At 70.6% G+C, this 24,060-nt stretch carries 22 protein-coding genes and 1 riboswitch; of the genes, 8 read left to right on the top strand and 14 right to left on the bottom strand.

The window, feature by feature from the left end:
- Positions 1 to 2: 2 nt before the first annotated feature.
- From AC792_RS05095 to AC792_RS05085, 3 genes are read right to left on the bottom strand one after another with little or no spacing between them, the layout of a single operon-like run.
- The gene (locus AC792_RS05095) at positions 3 to 866 is read right to left on the bottom strand and encodes an ABC transporter permease (protein ID WP_235436378.1); all 864 of its coding nucleotides are present in this window, start codon (positions 864 to 866) and stop codon (positions 3 to 5) included.
- A complete protein-coding gene (locus AC792_RS05090) occupies positions 856 to 1,803 on the bottom strand; it encodes an ABC transporter ATP-binding protein (RefSeq protein ID WP_049829464.1) in 948 nt (315 codons plus the stop codon). Before AC792_RS05090 ends, AC792_RS05095 begins: the two co-directional genes overlap by 11 nt.
- 46 nt (positions 1,804 to 1,849) lie before the next feature.
- On the bottom strand, positions 1,850 to 3,070 hold the full coding sequence (locus tag AC792_RS05085) for a LolA family protein (protein WP_049829463.1): 1,221 nt from the start codon (positions 3,068 to 3,070) through the stop codon (positions 1,850 to 1,852).
- Positions 3,071 to 3,226: 156 nt separating this feature from the next.
- Here AC792_RS05085 and AC792_RS05080 point away from each other — a divergent pair, with 156 nt between their 5' ends.
- Complete coding sequence (locus tag AC792_RS05080; RefSeq protein WP_082177431.1) at positions 3,227 to 3,715, top strand: PGPGW domain-containing protein; 489 nt, start codon at positions 3,227 to 3,229, stop codon at positions 3,713 to 3,715.
- Between the two features lie 488 nt (positions 3,716 to 4,203).
- Positions 4,204 to 4,578, top strand: coding sequence for a DUF1622 domain-containing protein (locus tag AC792_RS05070; protein WP_049829461.1), 375 nt, complete (start codon positions 4,204 to 4,206; stop codon positions 4,576 to 4,578).
- Here AC792_RS05070 and AC792_RS05065 read toward each other — a convergent pair.
- The 5 genes from AC792_RS05065 to AC792_RS05045 form a co-directional block, all read right to left on the bottom strand.
- On the bottom strand, positions 4,565 to 5,782 hold the full coding sequence (locus AC792_RS05065) for a helix-turn-helix domain-containing protein (protein WP_049829460.1): 1,218 nt from the start codon (positions 5,780 to 5,782) through the stop codon (positions 4,565 to 4,567). The two genes, AC792_RS05070 and AC792_RS05065, sit on opposite strands and share 14 nt — an antisense overlap.
- A gap of 115 nt (positions 5,783 to 5,897) precedes the next feature.
- Positions 5,898 to 6,584, bottom strand: coding sequence for a glycosyltransferase (locus AC792_RS05060; RefSeq protein WP_049829459.1), 687 nt, complete (start codon positions 6,582 to 6,584; stop codon positions 5,898 to 5,900).
- Entirely contained in the window at positions 6,581 to 7,951 is a 1,371-nt protein-coding gene (locus AC792_RS05055; protein ID WP_049829458.1) for a bifunctional PIG-L family deacetylase/class I SAM-dependent methyltransferase, read from the bottom strand. The genes AC792_RS05060 and AC792_RS05055 overlap by 4 nt, the downstream gene beginning before the upstream one ends.
- Entirely contained in the window at positions 7,945 to 9,009 is a 1,065-nt protein-coding gene (locus AC792_RS05050; RefSeq protein WP_049829457.1) for an acyl-CoA dehydrogenase family protein, read from the bottom strand. The genes AC792_RS05055 and AC792_RS05050 overlap by 7 nt, the downstream gene beginning before the upstream one ends.
- 64 nt (positions 9,010 to 9,073) lie before the next feature.
- Positions 9,074 to 9,784, bottom strand: coding sequence for a GAP family protein (locus tag AC792_RS05045; RefSeq protein WP_049829456.1), 711 nt, complete (start codon positions 9,782 to 9,784; stop codon positions 9,074 to 9,076).
- A gap of 118 nt (positions 9,785 to 9,902) precedes the next feature.
- Here AC792_RS05045 and AC792_RS05040 point away from each other — a divergent pair, with 118 nt between their 5' ends.
- Both AC792_RS05040 and AC792_RS05035 read left to right on the top strand, forming a co-directional pair.
- A complete protein-coding gene (locus AC792_RS05040; RefSeq protein ID WP_049829455.1) occupies positions 9,903 to 11,144 on the top strand; it encodes a sensor histidine kinase in 1,242 nt (413 codons plus the stop codon).
- Positions 11,141 to 11,836 (top strand): response regulator transcription factor, encoded by a 696-nt coding sequence (locus tag AC792_RS05035; protein WP_235436376.1) that lies wholly within the window; start codon positions 11,141 to 11,143, stop codon positions 11,834 to 11,836. The genes AC792_RS05040 and AC792_RS05035 overlap by 4 nt, the downstream gene beginning before the upstream one ends.
- Before the next feature lie 24 nt (positions 11,837 to 11,860).
- On the opposite strand, the gene AC792_RS05030 is transcribed toward AC792_RS05035, so the two are convergent.
- The 3 genes from AC792_RS05030 to AC792_RS05020 form a co-directional block, all read right to left on the bottom strand.
- Positions 11,861 to 12,706 carry an NAD(P)-dependent oxidoreductase gene (locus tag AC792_RS05030; RefSeq protein ID WP_049829516.1) on the bottom strand — a complete coding sequence of 282 codons (846 nt, stop codon included), beginning with the start codon at positions 12,704 to 12,706 and terminating at the stop codon, positions 11,861 to 11,863.
- A gap of 96 nt (positions 12,707 to 12,802) precedes the next feature.
- On the bottom strand, positions 12,803 to 13,630 hold the full coding sequence (locus AC792_RS05025) for an SDR family oxidoreductase (RefSeq protein ID WP_049829453.1): 828 nt from the start codon (positions 13,628 to 13,630) through the stop codon (positions 12,803 to 12,805).
- Between the two features lie 49 nt (positions 13,631 to 13,679).
- Positions 13,680 to 14,345, bottom strand: coding sequence for an SDR family NAD(P)-dependent oxidoreductase (locus AC792_RS05020; protein ID WP_049829452.1), 666 nt, complete (start codon positions 14,343 to 14,345; stop codon positions 13,680 to 13,682).
- Between the two features lie 212 nt (positions 14,346 to 14,557).
- On the opposite strand from AC792_RS05020, the gene AC792_RS05015 reads away from it, so the two are divergent.
- Positions 14,558 to 16,177, top strand: a complete 1,620-nt coding sequence (locus tag AC792_RS05015; protein WP_049829515.1) for a glycoside hydrolase family 13 protein — start codon at positions 14,558 to 14,560, stop codon at positions 16,175 to 16,177.
- 174 nt (positions 16,178 to 16,351) lie between these two features.
- A complete protein-coding gene (locus tag AC792_RS05010) occupies positions 16,352 to 17,002 on the top strand; it encodes a J-domain-containing protein (protein ID WP_235436374.1) in 651 nt (216 codons plus the stop codon).
- A gap of 10 nt (positions 17,003 to 17,012) precedes the next feature.
- Here the strand turns inward: AC792_RS05010 and opgC are convergent, their stop codons facing one another.
- From opgC to AC792_RS04995, 3 genes are read right to left on the bottom strand one after another with little or no spacing between them, the layout of a single operon-like run.
- Positions 17,013 to 18,167 (bottom strand): OpgC domain-containing protein, encoded by a 1,155-nt coding sequence (gene opgC / locus AC792_RS16845; protein WP_049829451.1) that lies wholly within the window; start codon positions 18,165 to 18,167, stop codon positions 17,013 to 17,015.
- Entirely contained in the window at positions 18,122 to 19,600 is a 1,479-nt protein-coding gene (locus AC792_RS16840; RefSeq protein ID WP_049829450.1) for a hypothetical protein, read from the bottom strand. The genes opgC and AC792_RS16840 overlap by 46 nt, the downstream gene beginning before the upstream one ends.
- Positions 19,597 to 21,633 (bottom strand): glycosyltransferase, encoded by a 2,037-nt coding sequence (locus AC792_RS04995; RefSeq protein ID WP_049829449.1) that lies wholly within the window; start codon positions 21,631 to 21,633, stop codon positions 19,597 to 19,599. Before AC792_RS04995 ends, AC792_RS16840 begins: the two co-directional genes overlap by 4 nt.
- A gap of 354 nt (positions 21,634 to 21,987) precedes the next feature.
- Positions 21,988 to 22,062, top strand: a riboswitch (cyclic di-GMP riboswitch).
- A gap of 17 nt (positions 22,063 to 22,079) precedes the next feature.
- Between AC792_RS04995 and AC792_RS17680 the strand changes: the two genes are divergently transcribed.
- Both AC792_RS17680 and AC792_RS04985 read left to right on the top strand, forming a co-directional pair.
- A complete protein-coding gene (locus AC792_RS17680; protein ID WP_049829448.1) occupies positions 22,080 to 23,255 on the top strand; it encodes a hypothetical protein in 1,176 nt (391 codons plus the stop codon).
- Positions 23,256 to 23,522: 267 nt separating this feature from the next.
- Complete coding sequence (locus AC792_RS04985) at positions 23,523 to 24,059, top strand: GAF domain-containing protein (protein ID WP_049829447.1); 537 nt, start codon at positions 23,523 to 23,525, stop codon at positions 24,057 to 24,059.
- Position 24,060 lies beyond the last annotated feature (1 nt).

The following is a 24,060-nucleotide window of genomic DNA, read 5'->3' as shown; positions in this document are numbered from 1 at the left end:
GCTCAGCTCAGGACGTCCTTCGTACTGAACCGGCCGTAGGCAAGGGTCCCGAACACCGCGATGTAGCCGAGCTGCAGCAGGGCGTTGTCGGCGAAGGACGTCCACGCGATCGGTTCCCGCAGGAGGTCCGCGAACCCGAGCCAGTAGTTCGTGAACAACCAGGGGTGCAGCCATTCGAGCTGGGGGAGGGCACCGAGGATCTGCGCGACGGCGGCGAGGGCGGCGGTGGCGGCCATCGCACCCACCGGAACGGTGGTCAGCGTGGAGATGAACAGACCGATGGCGCTCAGCCCCAGCAGCGAGACCGTGACGTAGAGCGCGAGGAGCAGCAGCCGGAGGAAGTACCCGACGATCCCCACGGTGTCCCCGGACAGGAGTGTCACCGGCCCGACGGGGAACAGCAGGGCACCGATGATCGCCCCGGTGACGACGACGGTCAGGGTGGCCACGAGGCAGAACAGGGCAGCGCCCGCGTACTTCACCAGCAGGAGGCGGATGCGCCCGGCGGGTGCGATGAGCAGGTACCGCAGCGTCCCGAGGTTCGCCTCCCCGGCGATGGTGTCACCGGCCACCACCCCGATGGTCAGGGGGAGGAACAGCGGGATGGCCACGGTCAGCGCCGTCAGCGAGACGAACAACCCGTTCTGCGTGATGCTGTCGAGGAACGCTGGGCCGCGGCCGCTCGCCGAGCCGTCGGAGGACACACGGACCACGACGGCGATCAGGATCGGGATGAGCGCGAGGGCACCGATCATGGCCCACGTGCGCAGCCGACGGAACAGGACGGCGATCTCGGAGAGGACCAGGGTGAGCCCGAGGGAACCCCCGGAGCCGATGGGCCGGTCCTGCGCGGATTCAGCCGGCAACGTCGAACCCCTCTCCTGTGAGTGCGACGAAGCGGTCCTCGAGCGAGGCACCGCTGACTTCGAATCCTCGCACCCGGACGCCGTCCTGTACCAGTGCGGCGTTCACCGTCTCCGGGAGGAGACCCTCGACCACGAGCTCGGCGGTGATCGTGTCGTCGCGCCCGTGCACCTGGGGTGGAAGCCCGAGCCGGGCGAGGACACGGGATGCGTCGTCGATGTCGGGTGTGGTCACCCGCACGCGTGCGGTCCCCTCGGAGCGGAGCTCGTCGAGCGTGCCCTGGGCCACGAGCCGTCCGGCGCTCATGACGGCGATCCGCGAGCACATCTGCTCCACCTCCGCGAGCAGGTGGCTGGAGACGAACACGGTGGTGCCGTCCTCGGAGAGCGATCTGATGAGACCCCGGACCTCACGCGTGCCCTGCGGGTCCAGGCCGTTAGTGGGTTCGTCGAGGATGAGCAGGTCACGTGGCGCCAGCAGCGCGTTGGCGATCCCGAGGCGCTGCTTCATGCCCAGGGAGTAGGCAGCCGCCCGTTTCGTCGCGGCGTGCCCGAGCCCCACCCGTTCCAGGGCTGCGTCCACCCTCGTGCTACGGGGGGGGGGGGGGGGGGGGCGATCGGCGGCATCGAGCCGCGGGAGATTCGCCCGCCCCGAGAGGAACGGGTAGATGGCAGGACCCTCCACGAGGGCACCGACGCGAGGCAGCACACCCCGTGCGTCCCTCGGCATGACGCCGTCGAGCAGACGGATCTCACCACTCGAGGCGGAGGCGAGGCCGAGGAGCATGCGGATGGTGGTGGTCTTCCCCGACCCGTTCGGGCCGAGGAACCCGAAGACCGATCCCCGTGGTACGGCCAGATCGATTCCGTTCACGGCTTTCTGGGACCCGAAGACCTTCGTCAACCCGCGGGTCTCGATCGCGAGCCCGTCCGAACTCATCGGCGCGTCCGCTCGTCGGGGATGAGCGAGCCGTGAGCCGCGTCGATCACGTCCGGGAAGCGGCGACGAGCTCTTCGGTGCTCACGGCGCCCACGAGGATCCGCCCGTCATCGGTGATCAGCACCGACACCAGCGAGGTCTGCAGTGCACGTCCGCCGTCGACCTCCGTCAGTGCCTGCTCCAACAGCGCCTGTGCGCCGGCAACGTCCGCCGGGTCCATACCCGGCTTGATGTCCATGATGTCGCTCATACCCGGGGCATCCTGCCCGCTGGGAAGGCCCAGCCCGGTGGCCGTGCCGGCCGGCAGCTCCACGATGGTGCTCCATCCCGTACCGATGACCTCGGGCTCTGCATGTCCATCGGTGGGTGTGCCCGCGGGGGGAGCGTGCTCGGCACCCGACCTGGCGTCGAGGGTGGCCTCGAGCTCGTCCTTCGTGGGGATCTCCGTCACCGTGGCACCGGGAGGTGGTGTGAAGTCGAAGAGAGCGGCGTCCGGTGCAGTGAAGTCGACCGACGTGAATGCTGTCTCGAAAGCCGGTACGTCCTGTCCCTTCGCCTGCACGGTCATGCTCAGGGGAACACCCGTCTCGGAGTCGATGGCCATCGCGACGGAACCGATCAGCGTGCCCGGGTCCGTGGGCTCCAGGCGGAGCTCGTACGCGCTACGGCCGGCCACACGACTGTTGGCACCGACGGTCACCTCGGTGGAGGGGTCGATCCTCGCGAGGAAGAGTCGGGCCAGTTCGGCGGGGGGGCGGGGGACGTCCTGCAGCTCCGGGTACTCGGCGATCTTCTCCTGCAGCTTCGCCTCCGCCTCCGCCTGCACGGACTCCTTGTCCGGCAGCACGGCGTGGGTCACCTCGTTGGTTGCGGAGTCGTAGGTCCAGGCATTGTCCCGGTTGACGACGACGTCGCGCTGGGCCAGCTCGTCGAGGACCTGGACGCGGGCATTGTCCGGGCCGTCGATATAGACGCGCGCGGTGTGGTCGGCGGTGAGGAGCTCGAGGGCGGTGGAGGTGGGGTCGTCACCGGCTCTGCCTCCGGGAGGGGTGGCCATGCCGATGTCCGGTAGTCCGAGCTCCGAGGTCTGCTCCAGGGTTCCCGAGTAGGCGTCGTCCGCACTGGTGGCGATGAACTCGAGCAGCTCCTGGGCGGTCTTGGCCGGGAGCTGCGGCTGGGCCTCGGCAACGGCGGAGCCACTCACGGAAGCGGCCACGATGACGGCAGGGACGATGCCGGCGGGGAGCCAGCGCCAGTTCTTGTTCATGAGTGTGCCTTCCGAGCGGAGGTGGAACTCTGTGTGATGTCACGCTACACCTGGCCACTGACAGTCAGGAGTGCGTTTGCCGGATACTGACCGGGCTTGCCGGTGGGCCGGATCGGCTGCACGATGGGGCGTTACCGGAGTGAGGGAGGTCCGACCATGGCAGCCGATCGACGGACACCGGCGCGTGGTGTCGAGGGTTCGAGTACGGCCGGCCATGCCCAGTCCGGTGGGATCCGCCGCGCCGCGGGCCTGGTCAGCGGGTGGTTGCTGGTACTGCTCGGTCTGGCTGCACTGGTGCTACCGGGTCCCGGTCTGCTCACCCTCGTGGCGGGACTCGCCGTCCTGGCGCCGCACTACGCATGGGCCAGGCGCTGGTTGCAGCCGGTACGTCGCAGGGCATTCGTCGCGGCTGCCCGGGGAGTGCAGAGCCGGTGGAGCATCGCGCTCAGCCTCGGGGGCGTCGTCGTCCTGGTTCTCCTCGGCATCCTGTGGATCGCCCAGCCGGCCGCCCCGGGCTGGTGGCCGATCGACGGGCGCTGGTGGCTGCCGGGAGGCTGGAGCGTCGGCTCCAGCCTGATCCTCTCGGGTGTCTTCGCGGCCACCTTCATCGTCTACAGCATTCGTCGCTTCCGGACACGGACGTGAGCCTCCGGAACTGTATCCGCACGGGTCCGGAGTGCGCGCACGCCTGCACCACCGCGGGAGGGCGCTCCCACGGACCGCAGGACTCGATGTCGTGCCGGTTTCTCGACTGCTCGAGGCACGCCGCACCGCGTGCGGGGCATGCGGGGACCGCCGTGCGGAGCACGCATCGATGCACGCCCGCTGCAGCGTCCGCGTAGACGCGTACCGCCGCTACGAGCACGCGTACGGCGCACTCCTCGTGTCACTCGCCGATGTGGTCCGATTCCCGGGTACGGTCTCCGTGACCGGGTTCCTGCTCCGCGCACCTCGCCGGCACCTTCCGGGAGGACCGGTGCCAGGTGGTCCTCCCGGTCCGCGGGGCGGGGGCCGCACCGGTCGACCGGAGGCCGCCGTCGTTCTCGCGCCCCGTCGGCTCCAGCACGCATCGGGACCGTGTGACATACCCACGGCGATCCCGCGGCTGCACCCACACCTACGAAAGGAACACCGTGACATTCCAGGAGCTCATGGAGGGCGTCGGCAAGGCGGTGGACGCCGCGGGAGTTGCCGTGATCGTGATCGGCGCGCTGATCGCGACGCTCGTCGCCGGTGCGGCGATCCTGCGTCACCGCAGGGAGAACGGGATCTACCACCGGTACCGCCAACGGCTCGGCCGCTCGATCCTCCTCGGTCTGGAACTCCTCGTGGCCGCGGACATCATCCGGACGGTGGCGGTCACCCCGACCTTCGAATCCGTCGGGGTCCTCGCTGTCATCGTGGTGATCCGGACCTTCCTCAGCTGGTCCCTGGAGCTCGAGATCAGCGGACGCTGGCCCTGGCAGAAGGACGCGGAGCCCGTGGCACCCGCGGTCAGTGGGTCATGAGCTCGCGGACCTCGGCCGCGGACTCGGATGCACCGGCCTCCTCGAAGAGCGTGATGGCGCGTCGGAAGTGCTTGCGGCTGCGCAGGGTATCCCCTTGATGCGCGTAATACTCGCCCAGCAGCCGCTCGAGCAGTGATGAGGATTCGAAGTCCACGAGGTCCATCGTCGCTTCCACATCGGCCAGGAGCGGTCCGGCCAGGACCGGTTCGCCGGAGCGGAGGTGGAAGTACGCCTCGTAGAGCTTGATCTCACGGCGTTGCTGCTCCGTGCCGGAGATGCGGAAGCCCAGCTGCGCGTTCTGCAGCGAGGTCCACACCTCCTTGTCGGCGATGCCCGCGTGCAGACGCATCATGACGCTGGCACCATGGAACTGCGCCCAGGACTCGACGTCCGTCCGCGCCAGGAGTAGTTTCGCCGCCAACCGGTGCTGGGTGAGGCCGATCTCCACGTCCCCGCGGCGGAAGGCGATGTTGCCAACCACCCAGGCGCCGTTCCCCACCAGCCGGGACGGCAGGGCCGGGTCCGGTTCGTCCAGGTGCAGCTCCAGCACGATGTCCCACGCCTCGTCCAGACGGCCCTGGACGGACAGTGCCGAGAGGAGGACGAACACCGCCTCGAGGCGCACGGCGGAGTGCATGGGAAGTGCCGCTGAGACCTCGACCGCCTCCCGGGCGATGTCCACTGCCTGGGGAAGTTTGCCCTGTGTTCGCAGCACGGCCGCCTGCCGGCCGAGCACCAGGACGAGGAGCTCCGGCTTCTGGGTGACGAGCGTGCTCTCGCGCAGTGAGCGGAGCACCGCCTCGGCCTCGTCGTAGCGGCGGAGGGCCACGAGTGCTTGGGCATGGAGGGTGGCCATGGACCACCATGCCGCCACATTCCCCTGTTCCTTAGCGATGGAGGCGGCGTTCGCGGCCTCGGCCGCTGTGAGATCGTCGTCCTGCAGGTCGCGGGCATTGCCGACGTCGTGCATGGCGGCGGCGAGGAGCGCGGTGTCCGCGGACGGCGTCGGTTCCACCCACCAGCCGAGCGTCCCCGCGTCCATTCCGAGGACGTGGGCGAAGTGCTGCACCATCTCCGGCGTCGGCTGCCGCTCACCGCGTTCGAGGAGCGAGACGTAGTTGGGGGAGTACCGTCCTGCACCCAGCTCCTCCTGGGTCAGCTCCTTGGCGCTCCGTGCCTCGCGGAGCATGTCACCGAAACGCATACAGATCCCCCTGGAAAAGTTCAGCGGGCCCTTCCTGGCGAGCGCCGGCTGCGACCCGTCATGTCTAGCAGATGGGTCGGACAAAGCGGAAACACCGTAGAAGCCGGGGGAACCGCTAGCGCAGCAGCCGCAGATAGCTGGAGAATCCGGCCGGCACCCTACCCTCGGTACGGGAGGAGGTCAGCACTCGCACCGTCCCTGCGGCCGTCCACCGGACCGCCGCCGCCTTGGCCCGCTGCACGAGATCGACGTCCTCGTCCTGTGCCAACGGTTTGAAGCCGCCGAGCTCCTGGTAGGTGCTGCCCCGCATGCCGAGGTTCGCGCCGTGCACGTGGGGATGACCGTCCTCCGGCACGTACTCCCTGGACCACAGTTCCACGCGCTCCGCGTTCTCCGCCGTGAGCACGGGGTGCACGGTGCCGAGGACGAGATCGTGCTCGAGGGCGAGACGGTACTGGCCCACGAGCCAGTCGCGGGGAACCACGGTGTCCGCGTCCGTGTTGGCGATCCAGGTGTGCTGCGGCAGGCTCCGGGATCGCGCGAGCGCGAACCGGACGCCCGCGTGCCGTGCTGCGCCGACGGAGCCGAAGTCCCCCGAGATGACGGACACCCCGGGGATGCTCCGTGCCGCATCCGCCGAGCCGTCAGTACAGCGGTCGAGCACCACGGTGACGGACACCAGCACCCGGGGGACGGAGTGCAGGAAGTGCAGGCGTGCCTCGTCGACGGCCGCGAGGCAGGTGGGCAACCAGTCCTCCTCGTTGTGCGCAGGCACCACGACGACCAGCTGCCCGGTGTTCACAGCAGGCCCTCCCTGCGGGCCACGGAGTGCGCGGGTGCCGGGACGAGGACCTCCAGGAGGAAATCCTCCTCGGTGTGGAGAACGAGGGTGACGAGATCCGACGAGGCCCGGACCCGCTCGTGCACCGCCTCGCCGTCGAGCTCCCAGCCCTCGATGGGGTGGCGCCAGTGGCAGAACACCAGCACGCCGTCCTCGTCCAGCGACGCCCGGATCAGCCGGATCACCTCGTCCAGCTGGTCCGAGGACAGGAAGTAGCCGGTCTCCGAGAGCACGATCAGGTCGAACGGGCCCTCCTCCCCGGGCCAGTCCCGCGGGACCGTGGCGAGACGTGCCGTCGCGGCGGCGTTCGTGACCAGGGCCTCGTTGGTGCGCCGGACCGCGGTCTCGCTCGTGTCGAGCGCCAGGAGGGTCTCCGAGACGGCACTCAGTTCCCGGGTGAGAGCACCCACCGAGCAGCCGACCTCGAGCGTGCGGTGGAAGCGTGGCCGGGGCAGGCTCGCGATGGTCAGCGCGCGCTTCCGCCGCTCGTAGAACCGCTCGGCCACCTCCCAGGGGTCCGCCTTGTCCCGGTGCAGCCGTTCGAAGGTGGAGGCACCCTCGGTGACGAAGAAGGACTCGTGGCCGCGGTGGAAGTGCTCGAGGACCTCCGGTGCCAGCAGCACCTCGTCGCCGGGCTCCTCCGAGAGGGCGGTGGTCTGCGAGACGTGCGCGGCGAGGGCCGAGCCCTTGCGCGCGGCGTCCTCCGCATCGAGGGTGTGCAGGGCGAGCTCGCCGAGGGCGTCCGCCTGCTCCTCGGGATTCCCCCAGTGCCACAGCCAGATCGGGTACTCCAGCAGTGGGCTCTGCGCCGCCCCGCACACGATCGCGGCAGCGCGGCCGGCGGCGTCGTGGTCGGTGTGCCCGTCGTGCCGCCAGGGGGCGGCCACGAGCGTGCGGGTGGTCTCGCCGTCGGCGAGCTCGCGGCGGAGCACGGTCGCGACGTCGTCGTCGACGAGGCCGCCGTCGGGCAGACCGGCGAAGCTCACGCGTGCGGCCGGGGCCAGGAGGCCGACGGCGGTGCGCACCTCCGTGCGCCGGATCTCCGCGAGGCGCGCGGGCGGGTGCGTGGGGGAGGAGGGGTGGGAGTTCTCACCGTCCGTGAGGACGACGACGTCGCAGCGGACGCCGTCGCGGGCGAGGCGGGCGAGCAGCCCGCCCGCACCGAGCGTCTCGTCGTCGGGGTGTGCGGCGACGAGGAGGAACCGCGCGGGAAGCCGCCCGTCGAACAGCGCCTCGACCTGCAGCCCCCGGCCGGTGCCGCGGTCCTGTTCCCAGCTGCGCCAGACGCTCTCCGGCGTGCCCTGCTGCCGGTGCGTGAAGCTCACCATCCCGCCCCGCCCTGGTCCACCCGGTCGAGGACGCGCCTGCCCAGAGCGGCGTCGTCGCGTTCGGCGTGGTGCTGGCGCAGGTAGAGGTGCAGGTCCGCCACGCGGGCCGCATGCTCGTCGTCGAAGGCGAGCAATGCGGGGCCGAGTCCGTGCGCGGCGGCGTCGAGCACCAGTTCGGCGCAGCGGAACACGGTGGCGCGGACGCGGGCGGCGAGCAGGGCACCGTCCTGTCCGGCTGCCCTGCCGGCGTCGACGGCGTCGGCGGCCTCCGCCAGGACGGTGCGCGCCTCGTGCAGCGCCGCGTCCACGCGGCCCAGGTGCAGCTGCGCGATCTGGTCCGGGGCACGACGGCGGGACGCGGCGAGCAGGGTGCGGGCCACGCCGAGCGCGCCCCCGTACCAGCAGGCCGCGACGCCGATGCCGCCCCAGGCGAAACCGTCCCGCTCCAGGTACCAGCCGTTCGCGCCCACCGGGACGGCGGGGACGGCGTCGAAGTGCACCGAGCAGCTGGTCACAGTGGGCAGTCCCCGGCTGACCCACGCCGCGGCCGGTTCGGGCCGCACGCCGTCCGCGCGGAGGTCCACGGCGAAGGCACGCCGGGCGTCCTCGTCCACATGTGCCGTGACGATCGCACGGTCCAGGTGGTCGGCCAGGGAGCACCAGGGCTTGGTGCCGGTCAGCGTCCAGGTGCCGTCGTCCTGCTGCGCTGCCATGAGCGCCACACCCGGCCCCTCGGCCGCGAAGACGCCCCACGTCCCGACGCCCCCGGTGAGGTGGGCGTCGTCGGCCTGGTCGAGGATGGCGAGCGCGTCCAGGTGCGGTTCCACCACGCGGGCCACGGTGAGGTCCTCGGCGGCGATGGTGGTGAGGAGCTGCCAGGTGACGGCGGTACGGCCGGAGCCCGGGAGGGGAACGGCCGCGCCGAGCTCGGCGGCCAGCTCGAGTGCGCTGTCCAGGGAGGAGCGGGCGGTGTGCACCTTGTCGGCGAGGAACTGCAGGGATGTGTCCTGGCCGGAGCCGGTCGTCGTGTCGGGCGCCTGCAGGTTGGGTGGCAGCATGATCGCAGTCTACTGATCCCCGGGGACGCTCCACCCGTGCAGCACGCTCGTGGGGTGGGGCCGGTCAGGCGAAGGCCGGCGCTCCGGTGTGGACCATGACCACCACCCCGAGGATGCCCACCACCCAGGAGAGACCGTTGACGGAGTGCTTGCTCATCCAGCCCTCGAGCCGGAGGAGGAGCGGGGTGACGTGGCGTGTGGCGGACACCCGGAGGAGCAGCAGGACGACGGCGGGCAGCACCATCACGGCGCAGTACAGAGCGAGCGCCGCGCCGGCCACCGGCACCGTCACACCGGACGCGGTCAGTGCCGCGATGGCAGCGAGGTAGGGCAGCATGGTGGCGAGTTCCGCCAGTCCCGCGAACAGTGCGAGCCCCACGAGGGGGAGCAGACCCCGGCCCCCTCCACCCACGGCACGCGTGCGGAACCTGCTGAACCGTCCTGGCACCTGCCCGGTCAGCTTCTGCTGCTTCGCCTGATGTTCCAGGAGGAAGCTCCACGCCAGCAGTGCGGCCCCGAGGAGGAAGGCGAGCACGAAGGCCGGCCGGGAGGTGAGGAGGTGCCCGTACCGATCGAGCACGGCGTCCGCGCCGAGGAGGATCGCCACACCCACGCCGAAGTAGAACACCGCGATGGTGGCCAGGAACAGGAGGATCCGGCCCGCTCGCACGCGTCCGGGGGCGAGCATCAGCCAGATCGGGATGAGCAGGGTGCCGAAGCTCGTGGAATCGAGCAGCGCGAGGACGAGGAGGCCACCGGCCAGGGGGAGGGTCATGAGAGGGACGCTACGGAGGAGCGTGCGGACGTCGCGCCCGCCGGATGGCCGATGTCGGCACTCCGGGTAGGTCTTTCGGCCGATCCGCACCGCTGGTCCGGTGTGATGGACTTCGGTCATGACATCCGCCGGCCACGAGCACAGGACGGTCCCGGCACGCCGCCATTCCCCGGGGGTCGGGACCACCCGGGGTCAGGACGCACGGGTCGCGGCGGGCACCTTCGTGGCCGGCCTGGGGTTGCTGGCGCTCGGTCTCACCGGCCACGGGCAGCTGCCCGGACTCGCGGTGGTGCAGGACGCCCCGGCATGGTGGTTCGTACCCCCGCTGCTGGTGGGCTGCCTCGCCATGCTCGTCAAGCGGGCGGCCCCGGTGGCCGCGCTGTCGGTCGGGGCGGCCGCCTTCGCCGTGGACACGGCGCTCGGCGGGAGCATCGCCGCGTTCCTCTACGTCGTCGACCTGCTCTACAGGGCGGCCCTTCTCGGGTCGTCCCGGCTGCGCCGAGCGCTGTGGGTCGCCGCCGGCGCGCTCGTGGCCGGACCCACCGTGGTCACGGTGCTCGTCACGTCCGAGGTGCGTTGGGGTGTGCTGATGGCGCTGCAGCAGGCCGTGCTCTACCTCGGGCCGCTGTGGTGGGCCCGGGACGTGCGGACCGGGAGGGAACTCGCCGACGTCGCCGAGGCCCGTGCCGATGCGATCGAGCGGCTCGCCGAGGCGGAGCAGCGGCGCGCAGTCCGCGTCGAGCGTGACGCGTTGGCGCGTGACCTGCACGACGCCGTCGCCTCCCACCTCTCGGCGATCGCCCTGCACGCCGGGGGCGCACTCGCCACTGCGGCCGACCCGGTGAAGGACCGCGCCGCACTCGAGCTGACGCGCAGCTTCGCGCTCGAGTCCATGCAGGAGATGCACGCGCTCATCGCGCTGCTGCGTGAGCCGGAGCAGGCTGCCGTTCGGCTGCCGCGCCTCGCCGACATCCCCGAGCTGGTGGAGCAGGCACGACGTACGGGGAGCGAGGTGCGGTTCGCCGGTCCGGAGCAGATGGTCCGGTGCCCGGCGCCGGTGGGCCTCGCCGGCTACCGGATCGTGCAGGAGGCGCTGACCAACGCGGCGAAGCACGCACCCGGGGAGCGCATCGAGGTGCAGGTGGCGCCGTCGGACTCCCGGGTGCGGCTGCGCATCCACAACACCCGTGCGGCGGCCCCGGTCATTTCCCCGCCCGCCCGGTCCCAGGGCGCAGGGTTCGGGCTCACCACCATGCGGGAACGGGCCGCGGCGCTCGGCGGGACCCTGCACATCGAGGTGCAGCCGGGGGAATGGACCGTGACGGCAGAGCTGCCGCATCCGGCGGGGGGTGCAGCGTGACCGGCGATCCCATCACCGTGCTCCTCGTGGACGACCACGCCGCGATCCGGGCGGGCCTGCGCTTCATCCTGGAAGCCACCCCCGATCTCCGCGTGGTCGGGGAGGCGTCCGACGGCGCCGGGGCGATCACCAATGCCGCGGCACTGCGCCCCGACGTGGTGCTCATGGACCTCCGCATGCCGGGGATCGACGGCATCGAGGCGACCCGCCGCATCGTCTCCGCCGGTGCCGGGCGGGTGCTGGTCCTCACCACGTTCGACGTGGACGACTACGTGTTCGAAGCGCTCCGGGCCGGCGCGGCGGGGGTCCTGCTGAAGACGGTGGAACCCGCGGCACTCGGGGGCGCGGGGCGGCGGGTGGCCGCCGGCGACGCGGCCCTGGCGCCGGAGGTGACCCGGAAAGTGCTCGACGCCTTCGTGTCCCTGGACGCGGACCGGGATGACCGGGGTGCTTCCACTCCTGGGTCCTCGGACGGTCCCGGGTACGGCCTGACCGACCGCGAGCTCGACGTCCTCGGGCTCATCGCGGAGGGGTGTTCCAACCGCACCATCGCCGCCGAACTGCACATCTCGGGTGGCACCACGAAGACCCACGTGTCCCGGGTGCTCGCCAAACTCGGGTGCACCACGAGGACGCAGGCCGCGATCCTGGCCCGGGAGGAGCAGCTCGTGCCCGGCAGGGGCCGACGCTGACGCGGGCCGAGGCCCCGGTCCGGGTCAGGTCAGTTCCGGCTTCGCGATCACCGCGATGTCGGCGTCGCCCGAGCCGGCGCGCTGCGCCTCGGTCAGCGACTGCAGGAGGGCCGTGACCGCGGGCAGCGGATCCGGGGTGGACCGCAGGATCAGGCGCGCGTCCTTGGCGAGCAGGTCGGCGGAGAACTGCGTGTCCTCGAAAGTCCCCTCGGTGATCACCGCGCCCTTCATGCCGGCGATCACGTCGAGACCGGTGCCCTTCAGAAGATCGAGGACCGCCCCGGCGTCGAGCCCGTTGGCCCTCCCCAGCCGTAGCGCCTCCACGAGTCCCTGGAGCGAGACCCCGAGGGCCAGGTTGGCGAGCAACTTGCCGGTGGCGGCATCCTGCGCGGTGTCGACGCGACGCAGGCGCTCGGCGTCCGCCCACAGGGCGGCGAGGGGTTCGACGACGTCGACGTCACCCGGCGCACCGCCCAGCAGGACACCGAGCTGACCTGCACGTGCCGGTGCCAGGCTGCCGATCACGGGGCCGTGCACGTAGCGGATCCCGGCGGCCGTCGCGTAGTCGGCGAACTCCCGGGCGTCCTCGGGTGCCACGGTGGTGACGTCCAGCCACACCGCCTCCGCCGGCAGCTCGAGGCCCGAGAGCACCACCTCGCGCACGGTGTCCGGGCCGAACAGGACCGTCATGACCACCTCGGCGTCGGCGACGGCCTCCTCGGGGGACTGCGCCTGCGCAGCGCCGGCGTCCCGCAGGCGCTCCACGGCGCTCGCCGTCCGGTTCCAGGCGGTCAGCTCGTGGCCCGCCCCGATCAGGTGCAGGCCGAGCTCGTGCCCCATGCGTCCTACGCCGAGCAGTGCGATCTTCATGCGGTGTCCTCCGTGGGTGTCGGGTACCGGGCCCATGCCCGATCCGTGGGTGTCGTCCGTGTGCACGGTGCCCTGCCGGGCACCGTGCACGGCTGGTCAGTCCTGGCTGCCGTGGGCCTCCAGCGCCACCGGCTGCCATTCGTTCCAGGACGCGAGCCTGGACTCGTAGTCCGCTGTCGCGATGCCGAGCGGTGCCTCCCCGAAGAAGGCGCGCAGCGGCGGGTTCTCGGCGTCGACGATCCTCAGGATCGGCCCGCGGGTGGCCCTCGGGTCGCCGGGGGTGCCCGCGCGGCTGGGCCGGTTCGAGGCCTGCTCCCGCACGGCGTCGTACGCGTCGATCGCGGTGGCGTGCTTCGCGGAGCTGCCGCCCCAGTCGGTGGAGAAGCCGCCCGGTTCGATCAGCGTGACCTTGATGCCGAAACCGGCCACCTCCTGCGACAGCGACTGGCTGAGCCCCTCGAGGGCCCACTTGGAGGCGTGGTAGGCGCCCACCGTGGGGAAGGCGCTGATCCCGCCGATCGAGGACACCTGGATGATGTGCCCGCTGCCCTGCTCCCGCAGCCCCGGCAGCACGGCCTGGGTGACCCAGACCGCCCCGAAGAGGTTCGTCTCGATCTGGTCGCGCAGCTCGCTCTCGCTGAGCTCCTCGACCATCCCGAACTGGCCGTAGCCGGCGTTGTTGATGACCACGTCGAGCCTGCCGAAGTGCTCCTGCGCCTGCCGGACGGCCGCGAAGACTGCGGCGCGGTCGGTGACGTCGAGCGAAAGGGGCAGGACCCGCTCCCCGTAGGTGTCCACCAGTGCGGTGAGGCTGTCGGTGCTCCGCGCGGTCGCCGCGACCGAGTCGCCGCGCTCCAGGGCGGCCTCAGCCCACTCGCGGCCGAAGCCGCGCGAAGTTCCCGTGATGAACCAGATCTTGCCCATGCTGTTCTCCTTGCGTGCTACGGATGTCGAGAATGTCGGGGGAGCGGGATCAGTCCGCGCTGACCTGGTGGCGGAAGGTGTCGCGGCGGGTGTGCAGGTCCCAGAGGATACCGGCGAGCACGTCGGGGTCCTTCTCCGGGTCCCCCTCGATGATCTGGCCGCCGATGATGAGCTGGGACACCTGGATGCCCTCCTCGCCGAGCACCTCGTTGAGGAGCTGCACGTAGGCCGCTTGGCCGGCGAAGGCCACGGAGGTCCCGGTGACGGAACGCCCGGGCTTGACGGCGGAGCCGCCGTTGACGAAGAGGATGGTGCCGCGGTTCTCCCCGAGGAAACGCATCCCGGGCACCACCTGGTGCACCGCCGCCACCGGGCCGTAGATGGAGAACTCCACCGGGCCCTTGAGATCTGCCGGGGTGGTCTCGAGGACGGGCCGCATGAAGTCCTTCTGCGGCAGCGGGCTGTACTGGAGGACCTCGATGGGGCCGAGGGTCTCCGTCGCCGCCTCGAGCGCCGCCGCGATGGACTCCGGGTTCCGGACGTCCGCGGTGAAACCGCGTGCGTGCACGCCGTCCTTCCCGAGATCCTCGGCCAGGGCGTCGAGCTTGCCCTGGTTGCGTGAGACGAGGGCCACGGAGAATCCTTCGGCTCCGAAACGCCGTGCTACCGCGGCGCCGAGGCCGCGTCCTGCTCCGATGATCGCGATGGTAGTCATACGGGTTCCAAGACCCTGTGCTCCGCGATAATTCCGGGATCCACCACATTGACACGCCCCGTGTTCCCCCGTAGAGGTAGGAACGGGTATAGCACCGTCTCCAGCAGCCCCACCAGAGAGGAACCTCACCCGTGACTTCCATCGTCGAACCAGGGTCCGATGCCGCCGCCGAGGGCGCTCCCGCGCCGGACGCCGACGCCGTGGCCCGGCGGATGCAGGACCCGGACTGGTGGCGTCAGGCCGCCGTGTACCAGATCTACCCCCGCAGCTTCGCCGATTCGAACGGTGACGGGATCGGGGACCTGAAGGGCATCACCTCCCGGATCCCGTACCTGGTGTCGCTGGGGGTGGACGCCGTGTGGTTGAGCCCCTTCTACCCGTCCGCGCTCGCCGACGGCGGGTACGACGTCGACGACTACCGGGACGTGGACCCGAAGCTCGGCACGCTGGAGGACTTCGACGAGATGATCGCCGGGCTGCACGCGGCGGGCATCAAGCTGATCGCGGACATCGTGCCGAACCACACCTCGGACCGGCACGTGTGGTTCCAGGAGGCGCTGGCCGCCCCGAAGGGCTCGCCCGCGCGGGAGCGGTACATCTTCCGGGACGGGCTCGGCCCGGACGGGGCCACGGCGCCCTCGGACTGGGAGTCGGTGTTCGGCGGCCCCACGTGGGAGCGGGTTCCCGACGGCCAGTGGTACCTGCACCTGTTCGCGAAGGAGCAGCCGGACCTGAACTGGGACAACCCGGAGGTCCGCGAGGACTTCCTGACCACGTTGCGCTTCTGGTCCGACCGCGGGGTGGATGGTTTCCGGGTGGACGTGGCGCACGCCCTGACCAAGGACATGACCGAGCCGCTGCAGCCCTGGGCCGAGCTGGGGGCACAGGACGAGGACAACCAGGGCCTGCACCCGTTCTGGGACCGGGACGAGGTCCACGAGGTGTTCGCGTCCTGGCGTGCGGTGCTCGACGAGTACACACCGCCGCGCTCGGCGGTGGCCGAGGCGTGGGTGCACGCGGACCGGCGAGGCCGGTACGCGAGCCCGGAGGGCCTCGGGCAGGCCTTCAACTTCGATCTGCTCCAGGCGTCGTGGGACCCGGCGAGCTTCCGGGACATCATCACGAAGAACCTCACCGAAGCGAGGAGCTCCGGTGCATCCTCGACCTGGGTGTTCTCCAACCACGACGTGATCCGGCATGCCACCCGCTACGGGTTGCCGCTGGAGCAGGATCGGGACGGGCGGAAGTGGCTGCTGGCCGGGGGCGACGAGTCCGTCCTGGACCGGGAGCTCGGTGAGCGCCGGGCACGGGCCGTGACGCAGTTGATGCTCGCCCTGCCCGGCTCCGGGTACATCTACCAGGGGGAGGAGCTCGGACTGCACGAGGTGGCCGGGATCCCCGACGCCGAGCGGCAGGATCCCACGTTCTTCCGTAGCCCCGGCGTGGACGTGGGCCGTGACGGGTGCCGTGTGCCGCTGCCCTGGACCACGGACGGTGAGTCCTTCGGGTTCGGGTTCGCCGGCGCGCACCTGCCGCAACCTGCCTGGTTCGGGGACCACGCCGTCGAGGTCCAGGAACAGGATCCGGGGTCGACCCTCGCCTTCTACCGGCGTGCCCTGGTCCTGCGCAGGGAACTGCAGGGAGCCGAGGACTTCGACTGGGTGGAGGGGGCCTCCGGGGACGTGCTGCACTTCGTCCGTCCCGGTGGTTGGCACAGCATCACCAACTTCGGCGCCGAGCCCGTGGACCTGCCCGTGGGGAGCGTCCTGCTGACCAGCTCTCCCCTCGAGGCCGGCAGGCTCCCCGCGAACCCCACCGCCTGGATCCGCTGACCCGCTCCTGCTCCTGCTCCTGCTCGCGGCCCGACGGCGGGTTCCCTCCCGAGGGCCCCGCCGACGTCGTCCGGCCTCCCGCCGGTGCAAGAGCCGGCCGGCGGCCGGGGATGCGGTTGCGGCGGGTCTGCGCCCCCCGAAATGCTGGGTCCGAGGACAGCGCGGCCAGCGGGGGTGCCCACGGGGGAGGGCAGCGTCATCAGCAGACCCCCCGAGCACGGGGAACGGCTGCGCGGGGCGGCCCAGTACCGCGCGGCACACGCCGGCACCGAGGGTGCCGGTGACGCACTGGACGAGTTCGGACGCCAGCACGACGACGGCGCACCCGGCGAGCTGGCTCCGTTGCGCGCGGGGGAGGACGAGGTCAAGCGTGCGCGTCTGATCGTGGACCGTGCGGTGGCGGCCGGGGAGTTCGACGACCTGGCACTGGCGGGCAAGCCGATCCCGGGTCTCGGGGAGAGCCACGACCCCGACTGGTGGGTCAAGGGCCTGATCCAGCGGGAGAACATCACGGGACTCGGACCGCGGGCCATCCTGCTGCGGCACGAGGACGCCGAGCTCGACGACCGCCTGGACCGCCTCTACACGGAGCAGCAGGTCCGTGAGGTGCTGGAGGATTTCAACTACCGGGTGATCGACGCCCGCCGCCAGCTCCTCGGCGGCCCGCCCGTGATCACCAAGCTGCGGGAGGTGGCCCCCGAGGGGGAGCGCTGGCGCGAGCGGCGGGCCGCCGCACGCCGGACCGCCGAGGCGCCCGCGCCACCGGAAACACCCCGGGTACCCCTGTGGCGGCGCGTACTGCGCCACAGGGGTCCGCGCGGATGAGTCCCGGCGGTCAGCTCGGGATCACGGAGAACAGGAACTTCCTGCGCACCATGACCCAGATGAGCAGCGTCACCACGGTGTGGACCAGCAGGCCCTGCCAGAAGCTGGTGCGGTCCAGTCCGGGGATGTTGCCCACGGCCAGCACGAAGAACACGTGGACGATGAACACGTAGAGGCTCGCCTGGCCCAGGGGGATGTAGAGCCACCCCACCATCCGCTCCACCGGTTTCCAGAAGCAGGTCAGGATGATGTGCGCGGCCACGACGAAGAACGCGAGGTCGATCAGCCGGCCCGGTTGCAGGAACACGCGCACGTACCCGGCGTCGTACAGGTCCTCGTAGGCGCCGTCGGGGATGAAGGGCAGCTGCAGCCCGAGGGTCGCGTCCAGCCACAGGAGCCCCAGCCCCAGCGCGTAGATCCCTGCCAGGACGCCGATGAGGATCTTGCCCCGGAGACTGCTGAGCGTGTCGATGATCCTGCGGCGGTAGAAGCCGATCACCACTCCGTGCACGAAGACCACCTGCCAGGTCAGCAGCGGGAAGACGTCCTGGAACTGCGCGTCGATCACACGGACGTGGAGCACGGAGTCCACCAGGTACAGCGCCCAGCTGACCACCAGCAGGAGCCACCACAGCTTCCTCCGCAGCAGTTCCACGAGCACCGGGACGGTGAGGGTCAGCACCACGAACAGCCCCATGATGTTGAACGTCCACGGGCCCATGTTCAGCAGCAGCAGGTCGCGGATCGCGTACCCGGGCGGCGGGTAGTCGAAGAGCCTGGCCGCGTTGGGGTACAGGTCGTACACGCGGCCCGCTGCGCCGATCCCGGTGTCCCCCGTCCCGCGATCGGTGAACGTGGTGATCACGGAGGCGTCGATGAACGGCACCAGGGAGAGCAGGTACACCGTGATCACGACGCCGAGAGCCGTCAGGTACAGGCGCACCGCGCGTCTGACGGTGCCCTTCGCCGCTGCTCCCGACCCCAGTTTGCGGACGGCGATCGGGTACACCATGCCCATGACCACCCCCGAGAGGATCACGAACAGTTCGGCCCCGGTGATGGCTCCCACGAGGTTCAGGGCGATGAAGGACCACGGCCCGGCCACCTCGATGTGCGTGATCACCACGGCGGTGATGATCCAGCCGCGCAGCAGGTCCAGGCGCATGTCACGGGGGTTGTTCTCGGCGGGGGAGCGCCACTGCGGCAGGAAGCGGCGCGCCCGGGCGGCCCGGGGTAGGGGACCTGCCACGCCGACCCCGAGGCCACGAGCCAGTTCATGGCCTCGTTCGTGCCACCGCTCGTCTCCCCCCCCTGGGCCGTGGAGCTGTTCGCGTCCTCCTGCGTGATCCCCTCGGTGACGGGGCCGAGCTGCAGGCCGGTGAAGTCGTGCACCGTGTCCCGGAGTGCCGCCGTCGCCGCCGCGTCCGTCAGGAGGCCCCAGTCCACGGTGTTCCCGCCGGCCTCCGGCTCGGGGCGGGCGGCCTCCAGCCAGACCACCATCCCGATCTCGGGGTACTCCTCGGCGAGCGCGGGATCGAACAGCTGGTCCAGCCAGGCCTCCTTGATCTCCGCCTCGGGAGCGCTCTCCTGGTCCTCCGGGTCGAAGAGCGCGGCCGTCTGGACGATCATCCGGTTGCCCCGGTCCGCTCCGTACTCCTTCGCGAAGTCGATGCGCGGCGCCCCCGGGGCCATGCCGTAGGTGCCGGCAAGCTGGTCGGTGAACTTGTCCGGCTCCGGCAGCACCGAGGTGGTGATGGCCCCGGAGTACTCGCGCGTGCCGTCGGCGCTGGTGGTGGCGCCCTGTACGTAGCTCCCGAAGTGGTACATGGACAGGCCCACCCAGTCCACGGCGTCGTCGCCCGGGTAGTACGGGGCGTACGGGTCGTCGCCCGCGTCGATCAGGCCGTTGCCGTTCGTGTCCAGTGCGGTGACGCTGCCCGCGTCCAGCCCTTCCACCGCACCGTACGCCTCGGTGAACGGGTACCCGGCGGCGTACGACGGCGCCCACACCATGGCGGCCGTCGGCACCTGCTCGTGCACGGCGTCCGCGACGGTGGCGAACGCATCCACGTAGGTGTCGGGCTGCTGCCCCCAGTCCACCCACGTGCCGTTCATCTCCGGTGCGAAGCGGATGAAGAATGCCGTGCGGAAGTCCCCGCCCACGCGGGCCAGGGTGGACGCCAGCTGCTCGGCGTCGTCCGTCGTGAGCTCCTCGAGGGGGCCCGACGGCTCGAGGGTCAGTACTGCGACGGCTCCGAGCCGGGACTGCTGCCGCGCGAGGTCGACGAGGTCGCGTTCGGCGGCGGCATCGAGCGGGTAGGGGAACGGGCGGCTGAACACCGACGGGGTGATCCCTGCGCGGTCGGTGTAGGCGCCGGCACTGCTCGCGGACCAGTCGAGCTCCGGGCCGAAGTACCGGCCGTCGGTGAGCGCGGTGGGATCGGGGAGCGGGGGTTCGTCGGTCCGGACCGCGGTGGTGGGCGCGGGCGGGGCCGCCTGCGCCGGTGCTGCTCCGGCCGGCAGCCCGACCAGCAGGGTGACCAGGGTGACGAGCAGGAGCACGATGGCCGCCCGGGTGCCGCGGAGCCCCCGGCTCATCGCCCTCCCTCCCGTCGTTTCTCCTGTCGTCTCTCCTGTCGCGACTTCGCGGCGGCGATGTCGGTCTGGTAGTGCTCGTAGCCGCGGTACCGCACGGCCTCGACGACGACGCTGAAGATCAGGAGGTCGAAGACGACCCAGACGATGTTGATCGACGTCCCGAGGACGTCCGCCTGCCCCACCGCGAGACGGACGAGGCCGATGACGGTGGCCGCCACCAGCAGGCCCATGGCCCAGAGCTGCGGTTTGACCAGGTCCCAGCGCAGTTGTGCGTCCTGCTGCAGGGTCTTCGGGGTGACGGCGAAGTCCAGGCTCCTCCCCAGGTAGACATTGCCGAAGGCCGAGGTGACCGAGCGGATCCAGACCGGGAACAGTGCCAGCGAGTACTGCTGGCCGCGCCAGGTCCTGGTGCCCTTGCCCACGATCGCGAAGAGCAGCTGGTTCACCACGAGGAACGGGATCAACCGTGCGAAGAACTCGATGCTGATGGAGTCGACGGGGAGGATGCCGAAGATCAGGTAGATGATGGGCGCCGCGAGGTAGACGAGGGCGGTGAAGCCGGAGAAGTAGCTCCACATCGTGGCCCAGTACATGAGCTTCTGGGCGAACGTCAGCCCCTTCTGTGCGAAGGGGTTCTCCCGGAACATGACCTGGATGGTTCCCTGTGCCCACCGGAGGCGCTGCGTCAGCATGGAGTTCAGGTCCTCGGGTGCCAGGCCGTCGGCGAGCTTCTCGTGGTGGTAGGCGGATTCCCACCCGAGGGAGTGCAGGCGCATGCAGGTGGCCATGTCCTCGGTGACGGAGATGGTGGCCATCGGCATCACGGCCTGCGCCTCCCCGCTGCGGTCCGCGTTGACCGATTCGATGAGGACGCGGACGGCGTCGATCGCGGCGAGTGGCGACCACGCGCGCTGCGCGAGCTGATCGAGGGCGGCATCGCCGACGACGGCCAGACCGGGGGCCGAGACCGCGGCGTCCTGCAGTCCGGCGTCGAGTCCGGTGAGGCCGAGGTCCTCGAGGGACGAGAGGTCGCCGAGCGAGGCGAGGTCCTCGTGGAACGCCGCGATGTCCGCAGCGACGAGCAACCGGGTGATGGACGTCATCCGCTGCTGGAACTCGTAGGTTACCTCCGAGATGCCGTGCCCCTTCTGCAGGCGGCGCCGTACCCTCCGCAGGTCCTTCGTCACGAGGTCGAGGGCGTCCGACACCCGGTCGTTGTCCTTGCCGAGGCCCTTCTTCGCCTTCGCGATGACCTTGTCGGATGTCTTCAGTGCCTTGTGGAGGGCCAGTTCGATCTCCGTCACGTAGCGCGTGACGCCGAGTTGCATGAGGGCCTCGCGGCGGATGATGGCGTTCGAACCACAGAAGAATGCCGCGTTCCAGCCGTCCTTGCCCTGCTGGATGGGCCCGTAGAACAGCGGTGCCTGGCTGCCGAGCGGGTCCGAGTCCGGAACGTTGACGAACACCTGGGGCGTCTGGACCAGTGCCATCTTCTCGTTCGTGAAGTACCCGAGCGTCCTGTGGAGGATCTCGGGGTCCGGGATCTGGTCCGCGTCGAGGATCACGAGGAACTCGCCGTCCGTCGAGGCCAGGGCGTTGTTCAGATTGCCGGCCTTCGCATGCCGCGGCATGTTCTTCCAGTCGGCGGAGCGGGTGATCCAGTCGATGCCCTCCGCCTCGGCGGCGGCGCGGACCTCGGCGCGGTTGCCGTCGTCGAGGATGTAGGTCCGGTGCGGGTACCGGATGGCCTTGGCGGCCCGCGCCGTGGTGAGCACGAGGTCGAGCGGTTCGTTGTAGGTGGTGATGAAGACGTCCACGGTGAGGCCCTCGGGAGCCTCGGGCGGCTCCCGTTTCTTGAGCCGCCACACGGTGAAGCCGAACAGGAGGGAGTCGACCAGCGAGTACGTCTCGGCCAGCACCAGCGGGATGGCGATCCACCAGGCGTCCCAGTTGATGGAGTAGAGCCAACGCCACACGACGTAGTTGGTGCCCAGGATCGCCGTCACGAGGACGATTCCCCGGATGAGGAGCATCCGTCCTGTCACCGAGCCGTTCGACGCCGGGTGCTGTTCGTTCGCGGGAGGTCCCCCCTGGGACGGCGCAGTCATGCTCCAGCACTCTCCACTTCCAACTCGCGCACGACGGCGCTTCGGTGACTTGTATGCGCCGGGTCGGCAGCACTGAGACACTCACCGGGTCCGAGAGGACCACCGAGCTTGGATTCAAGGTACCCGAGCGACGATACGAAATGGCGCCTGCGGTTCGAATGCGGCAATCCTGACGAATTGTTGTGCCTGTCGGCGGTTCGCGTCCGATCGCGGTGCGGCACCATGGGAAGCCCGGCGACCGCCTCGAGCAGGTTCGCCGGTCCCCGCCGGGCACGTGCTCGTCGACAAGGGCAAACCCGGTGCGAACCGGGGACGCAAAGCCACGGGACCCTCGCGGTTCGCCGGGCTACCGAACAGTGGAGGTTCCTGCCATGTCCGTCACACCTGTCCGTGCCGCCCCACGCCGTGCGGCGCACCTCCGCCGCACGACCCTCGGAACGGTTCTGGCGGCCCTGCTCCTGGGGGCCCTCGTGCCGGCTCCCGGTGTCGCGGCCGAGACGCCGTCCGTCATCGCGGACCCAGGACCCTCGGGCGACTTCTCCTGGAAGGGTTTCAACTGGGAGAAGCGCCGGTACGGAGGCGGCCCGAACTACAACGGGAAGTTCGACGCCGCGAACGTCGGCGACCCCGATGCGAACGGTCACGTGACGTTGACGCTCTCCAACCCGACCGGGCAGGCGCCCGTGGGTGCCGAACTCATCAGTACCCGGCGCGGGTTCGGCTACGGCACCTACAGCACCACGGTGGAGAAGGATCTCTCGAGCCTGCAGAAGGAAGTGGTGTGGGGTTGCCTCTTCACCTACGACGCCTCGGTGGCGCCCGGGTACAACGAGGTGGACCTGTGCGAGGCCAGTGCCTGGGGTGGGGGAACCGGCAAGCAGCAGTGGCCCATCACGCAGGGCCACGGCTACTGGTTCGATGCGAGCCTCCCGCCGGGGGCGGGGAACGACACCACCGTCTTCGACGTGACCGACCACCCGGTCCTCACGCACCGGCTGGTGTGGGAACCGAGGAAGCTGACCTTCGAGACCTTCGCGGGGAAGGACTCCTCCGGGCCGCTGCTCAAGCGCACGGTGCTGGAGGGTGGGAAGGTGCCGACGCCGGCCCGTGAGACCGTCCACTTCAACCTCTGGGTCACCGGAGGTGGAGGGGGGGACCCGGCACGGGTGAGGCCCGAGCAGGTCGTCGTCCGCGACTTCTCCTTCACCCCCGCGGGCGCCGTCGCAGGTCCACTGCCCGCCCCGACCGCGGTGCCTGTTCCTCCGAAGCCGGTTCCGGTCCCGACCGCGGTGCCTGTTCCCCCGAAGCCGAAGCCGGTCCCCGCTCCCATCAAGCTCACCTCGAAGAGCTCCAAGGTCCGTGGCACGATCACGACCACGCTCACCTGGTCCGGGGCGAAGGGATCCACCGTGGCCCTGGTGAGCAACGGGGTCCGGCGGAGCATCGAGAACACCGGGAGCTTCACGACGACGACGAGGACGGCGTCGGTCCGCCACCAGATCTGCGACAGCTCGCGCTGCTCCCCGGTGGTGCGTGGCGGACGGTGACCCTCCGGGGCGGAAGGATCCGCCTCCTGTCCGTCCTCGCTCCCGGGCTCGCGCGTGGGAGGTGACGAGGATGCTCGGCGCCCGCCCGCGCCGCCGTCCCCGCGCAGGTCGGCGACGCCCGGACGAAGGTTCTCCGCAGGTTTCACGTCGGGGTGAGGTCCGGGACGGTCCGGGACGATGCCCGACGGGCAGGATGGAGGTGTTCGTCCCCTCCGGTGCGGATACGACGTCGACCTTCCACCCGAGCGGACATACCCAGTGACTTCAGTGCCCACAGCGCAGCTCCGGAGTTCGCCGGCACCGCCCAGGACCGGTGCGTTCCACGAGGCCGAGCGGTACCGGATCCGTTCGGTCGAGAGATGCGGGTTGCTGGATTCCGGCCGGGAGGAGCGCTTCGACCGCCTCACCCGCGAGGCGCAGAACCGGTTCGGGGTCATGGATTCGATCATCTCGCTGATCGCCGACGACCGGCAGTACCTCAAGTCCTCCACGGGCACCCTGCCCCTGAACCTCCCGCGGGACGTCTCGATCTGCACCGTGACCATCCGGGGCGAGGAACCGCTGGTGGTGCCGGACCTGCTGGCGGACGAGCGGTTCGCACGGAATCCGTACGTCACCGGAGCACCCTTCCTCCGCTTCTACGCAGGTGTGCCCCTGCGGGGACCCGGAGGCTGGTTCGTGGGTACCTTCTGCCTTCTCGGCACGGAACCACGGGGACTCGATCCGCGTGAGTACCGGTACTTCGAGCATCTCGCCCGGGAGGCGGAACTCGAGCTGAACCACGTGGGCGACGCGCGGTCGTAGC

This window comes from Arthrobacter sp. RIT-PI-e (assembly GCF_001187915.1).
Lineage (GTDB): Bacteria > Actinomycetota > Actinomycetes > Actinomycetales > Micrococcaceae > Arthrobacter_D.
The sequence above is the reverse complement of the archived record's forward strand: the minus strand, read 5'-3'. Positions and strand labels throughout refer to the sequence as shown.

Bases quoted from the DNA above. Each gene is read 5' to 3' on its own strand.
- AC792_RS05090 (WP_049829464.1), bottom strand. From the start codon at position 1,803: ATGAGTTCGGACGGGCTCGCGATCGAGACCCGCGGGTTGACGAAGGTC.
- AC792_RS05085 (WP_049829463.1), bottom strand. From the start codon at position 3,070: ATGAACAAGAACTGGCGCTGGCTCCCCGCCGGCATCGTCCCTGCCGTC.
- AC792_RS05080 (WP_082177431.1), top strand. From the start codon at position 3,227: ATGGCAGCCGATCGACGGACACCGGCGCGTGGTGTCGAGGGTTCGAGT.
- AC792_RS05065 (WP_049829460.1), bottom strand. From the start codon at position 5,782: ATGCGTTTCGGTGACATGCTCCGCGAGGCACGGAGCGCCAAGGAGCTG.
- AC792_RS05055 (WP_049829458.1), bottom strand. From the start codon at position 7,951: ATGGTGAGCTTCACGCACCGGCAGCAGGGCACGCCGGAGAGCGTCTGG.
- AC792_RS05050 (WP_049829457.1), bottom strand. From the start codon at position 9,009: ATGCTGCCACCCAACCTGCAGGCGCCCGACACGACGACCGGCTCCGGC.
- AC792_RS05045 (WP_049829456.1), bottom strand. From the start codon at position 9,784: ATGACCCTCCCCCTGGCCGGTGGCCTCCTCGTCCTCGCGCTGCTCGAT.
- AC792_RS05040 (WP_049829455.1), top strand. From the start codon at position 9,903: ATGACATCCGCCGGCCACGAGCACAGGACGGTCCCGGCACGCCGCCAT.
- AC792_RS05030 (WP_049829516.1), bottom strand. From the start codon at position 12,706: ATGAAGATCGCACTGCTCGGCGTAGGACGCATGGGGCACGAGCTCGGC.
- AC792_RS05025 (WP_049829453.1), bottom strand. From the start codon at position 13,630: ATGGGCAAGATCTGGTTCATCACGGGAACTTCGCGCGGCTTCGGCCGC.
- AC792_RS05020 (WP_049829452.1), bottom strand. From the start codon at position 14,345: ATGACTACCATCGCGATCATCGGAGCAGGACGCGGCCTCGGCGCCGCG.
- AC792_RS05015 (WP_049829515.1), top strand. From the start codon at position 14,558: ATGCAGGACCCGGACTGGTGGCGTCAGGCCGCCGTGTACCAGATCTAC.
- opgC (WP_049829451.1), bottom strand. From the start codon at position 18,167: ATGCGCCTGGACCTGCTGCGCGGCTGGATCATCACCGCCGTGGTGATC.
- AC792_RS16840 (WP_049829450.1), bottom strand. From the start codon at position 19,600: ATGAGCCGGGGGCTCCGCGGCACCCGGGCGGCCATCGTGCTCCTGCTC.
- AC792_RS04995 (WP_049829449.1), bottom strand. From the start codon at position 21,633: ATGCTCCTCATCCGGGGAATCGTCCTCGTGACGGCGATCCTGGGCACC.
- AC792_RS17680 (WP_049829448.1), top strand. From the start codon at position 22,080: ATGTCCGTCACACCTGTCCGTGCCGCCCCACGCCGTGCGGCGCACCTC.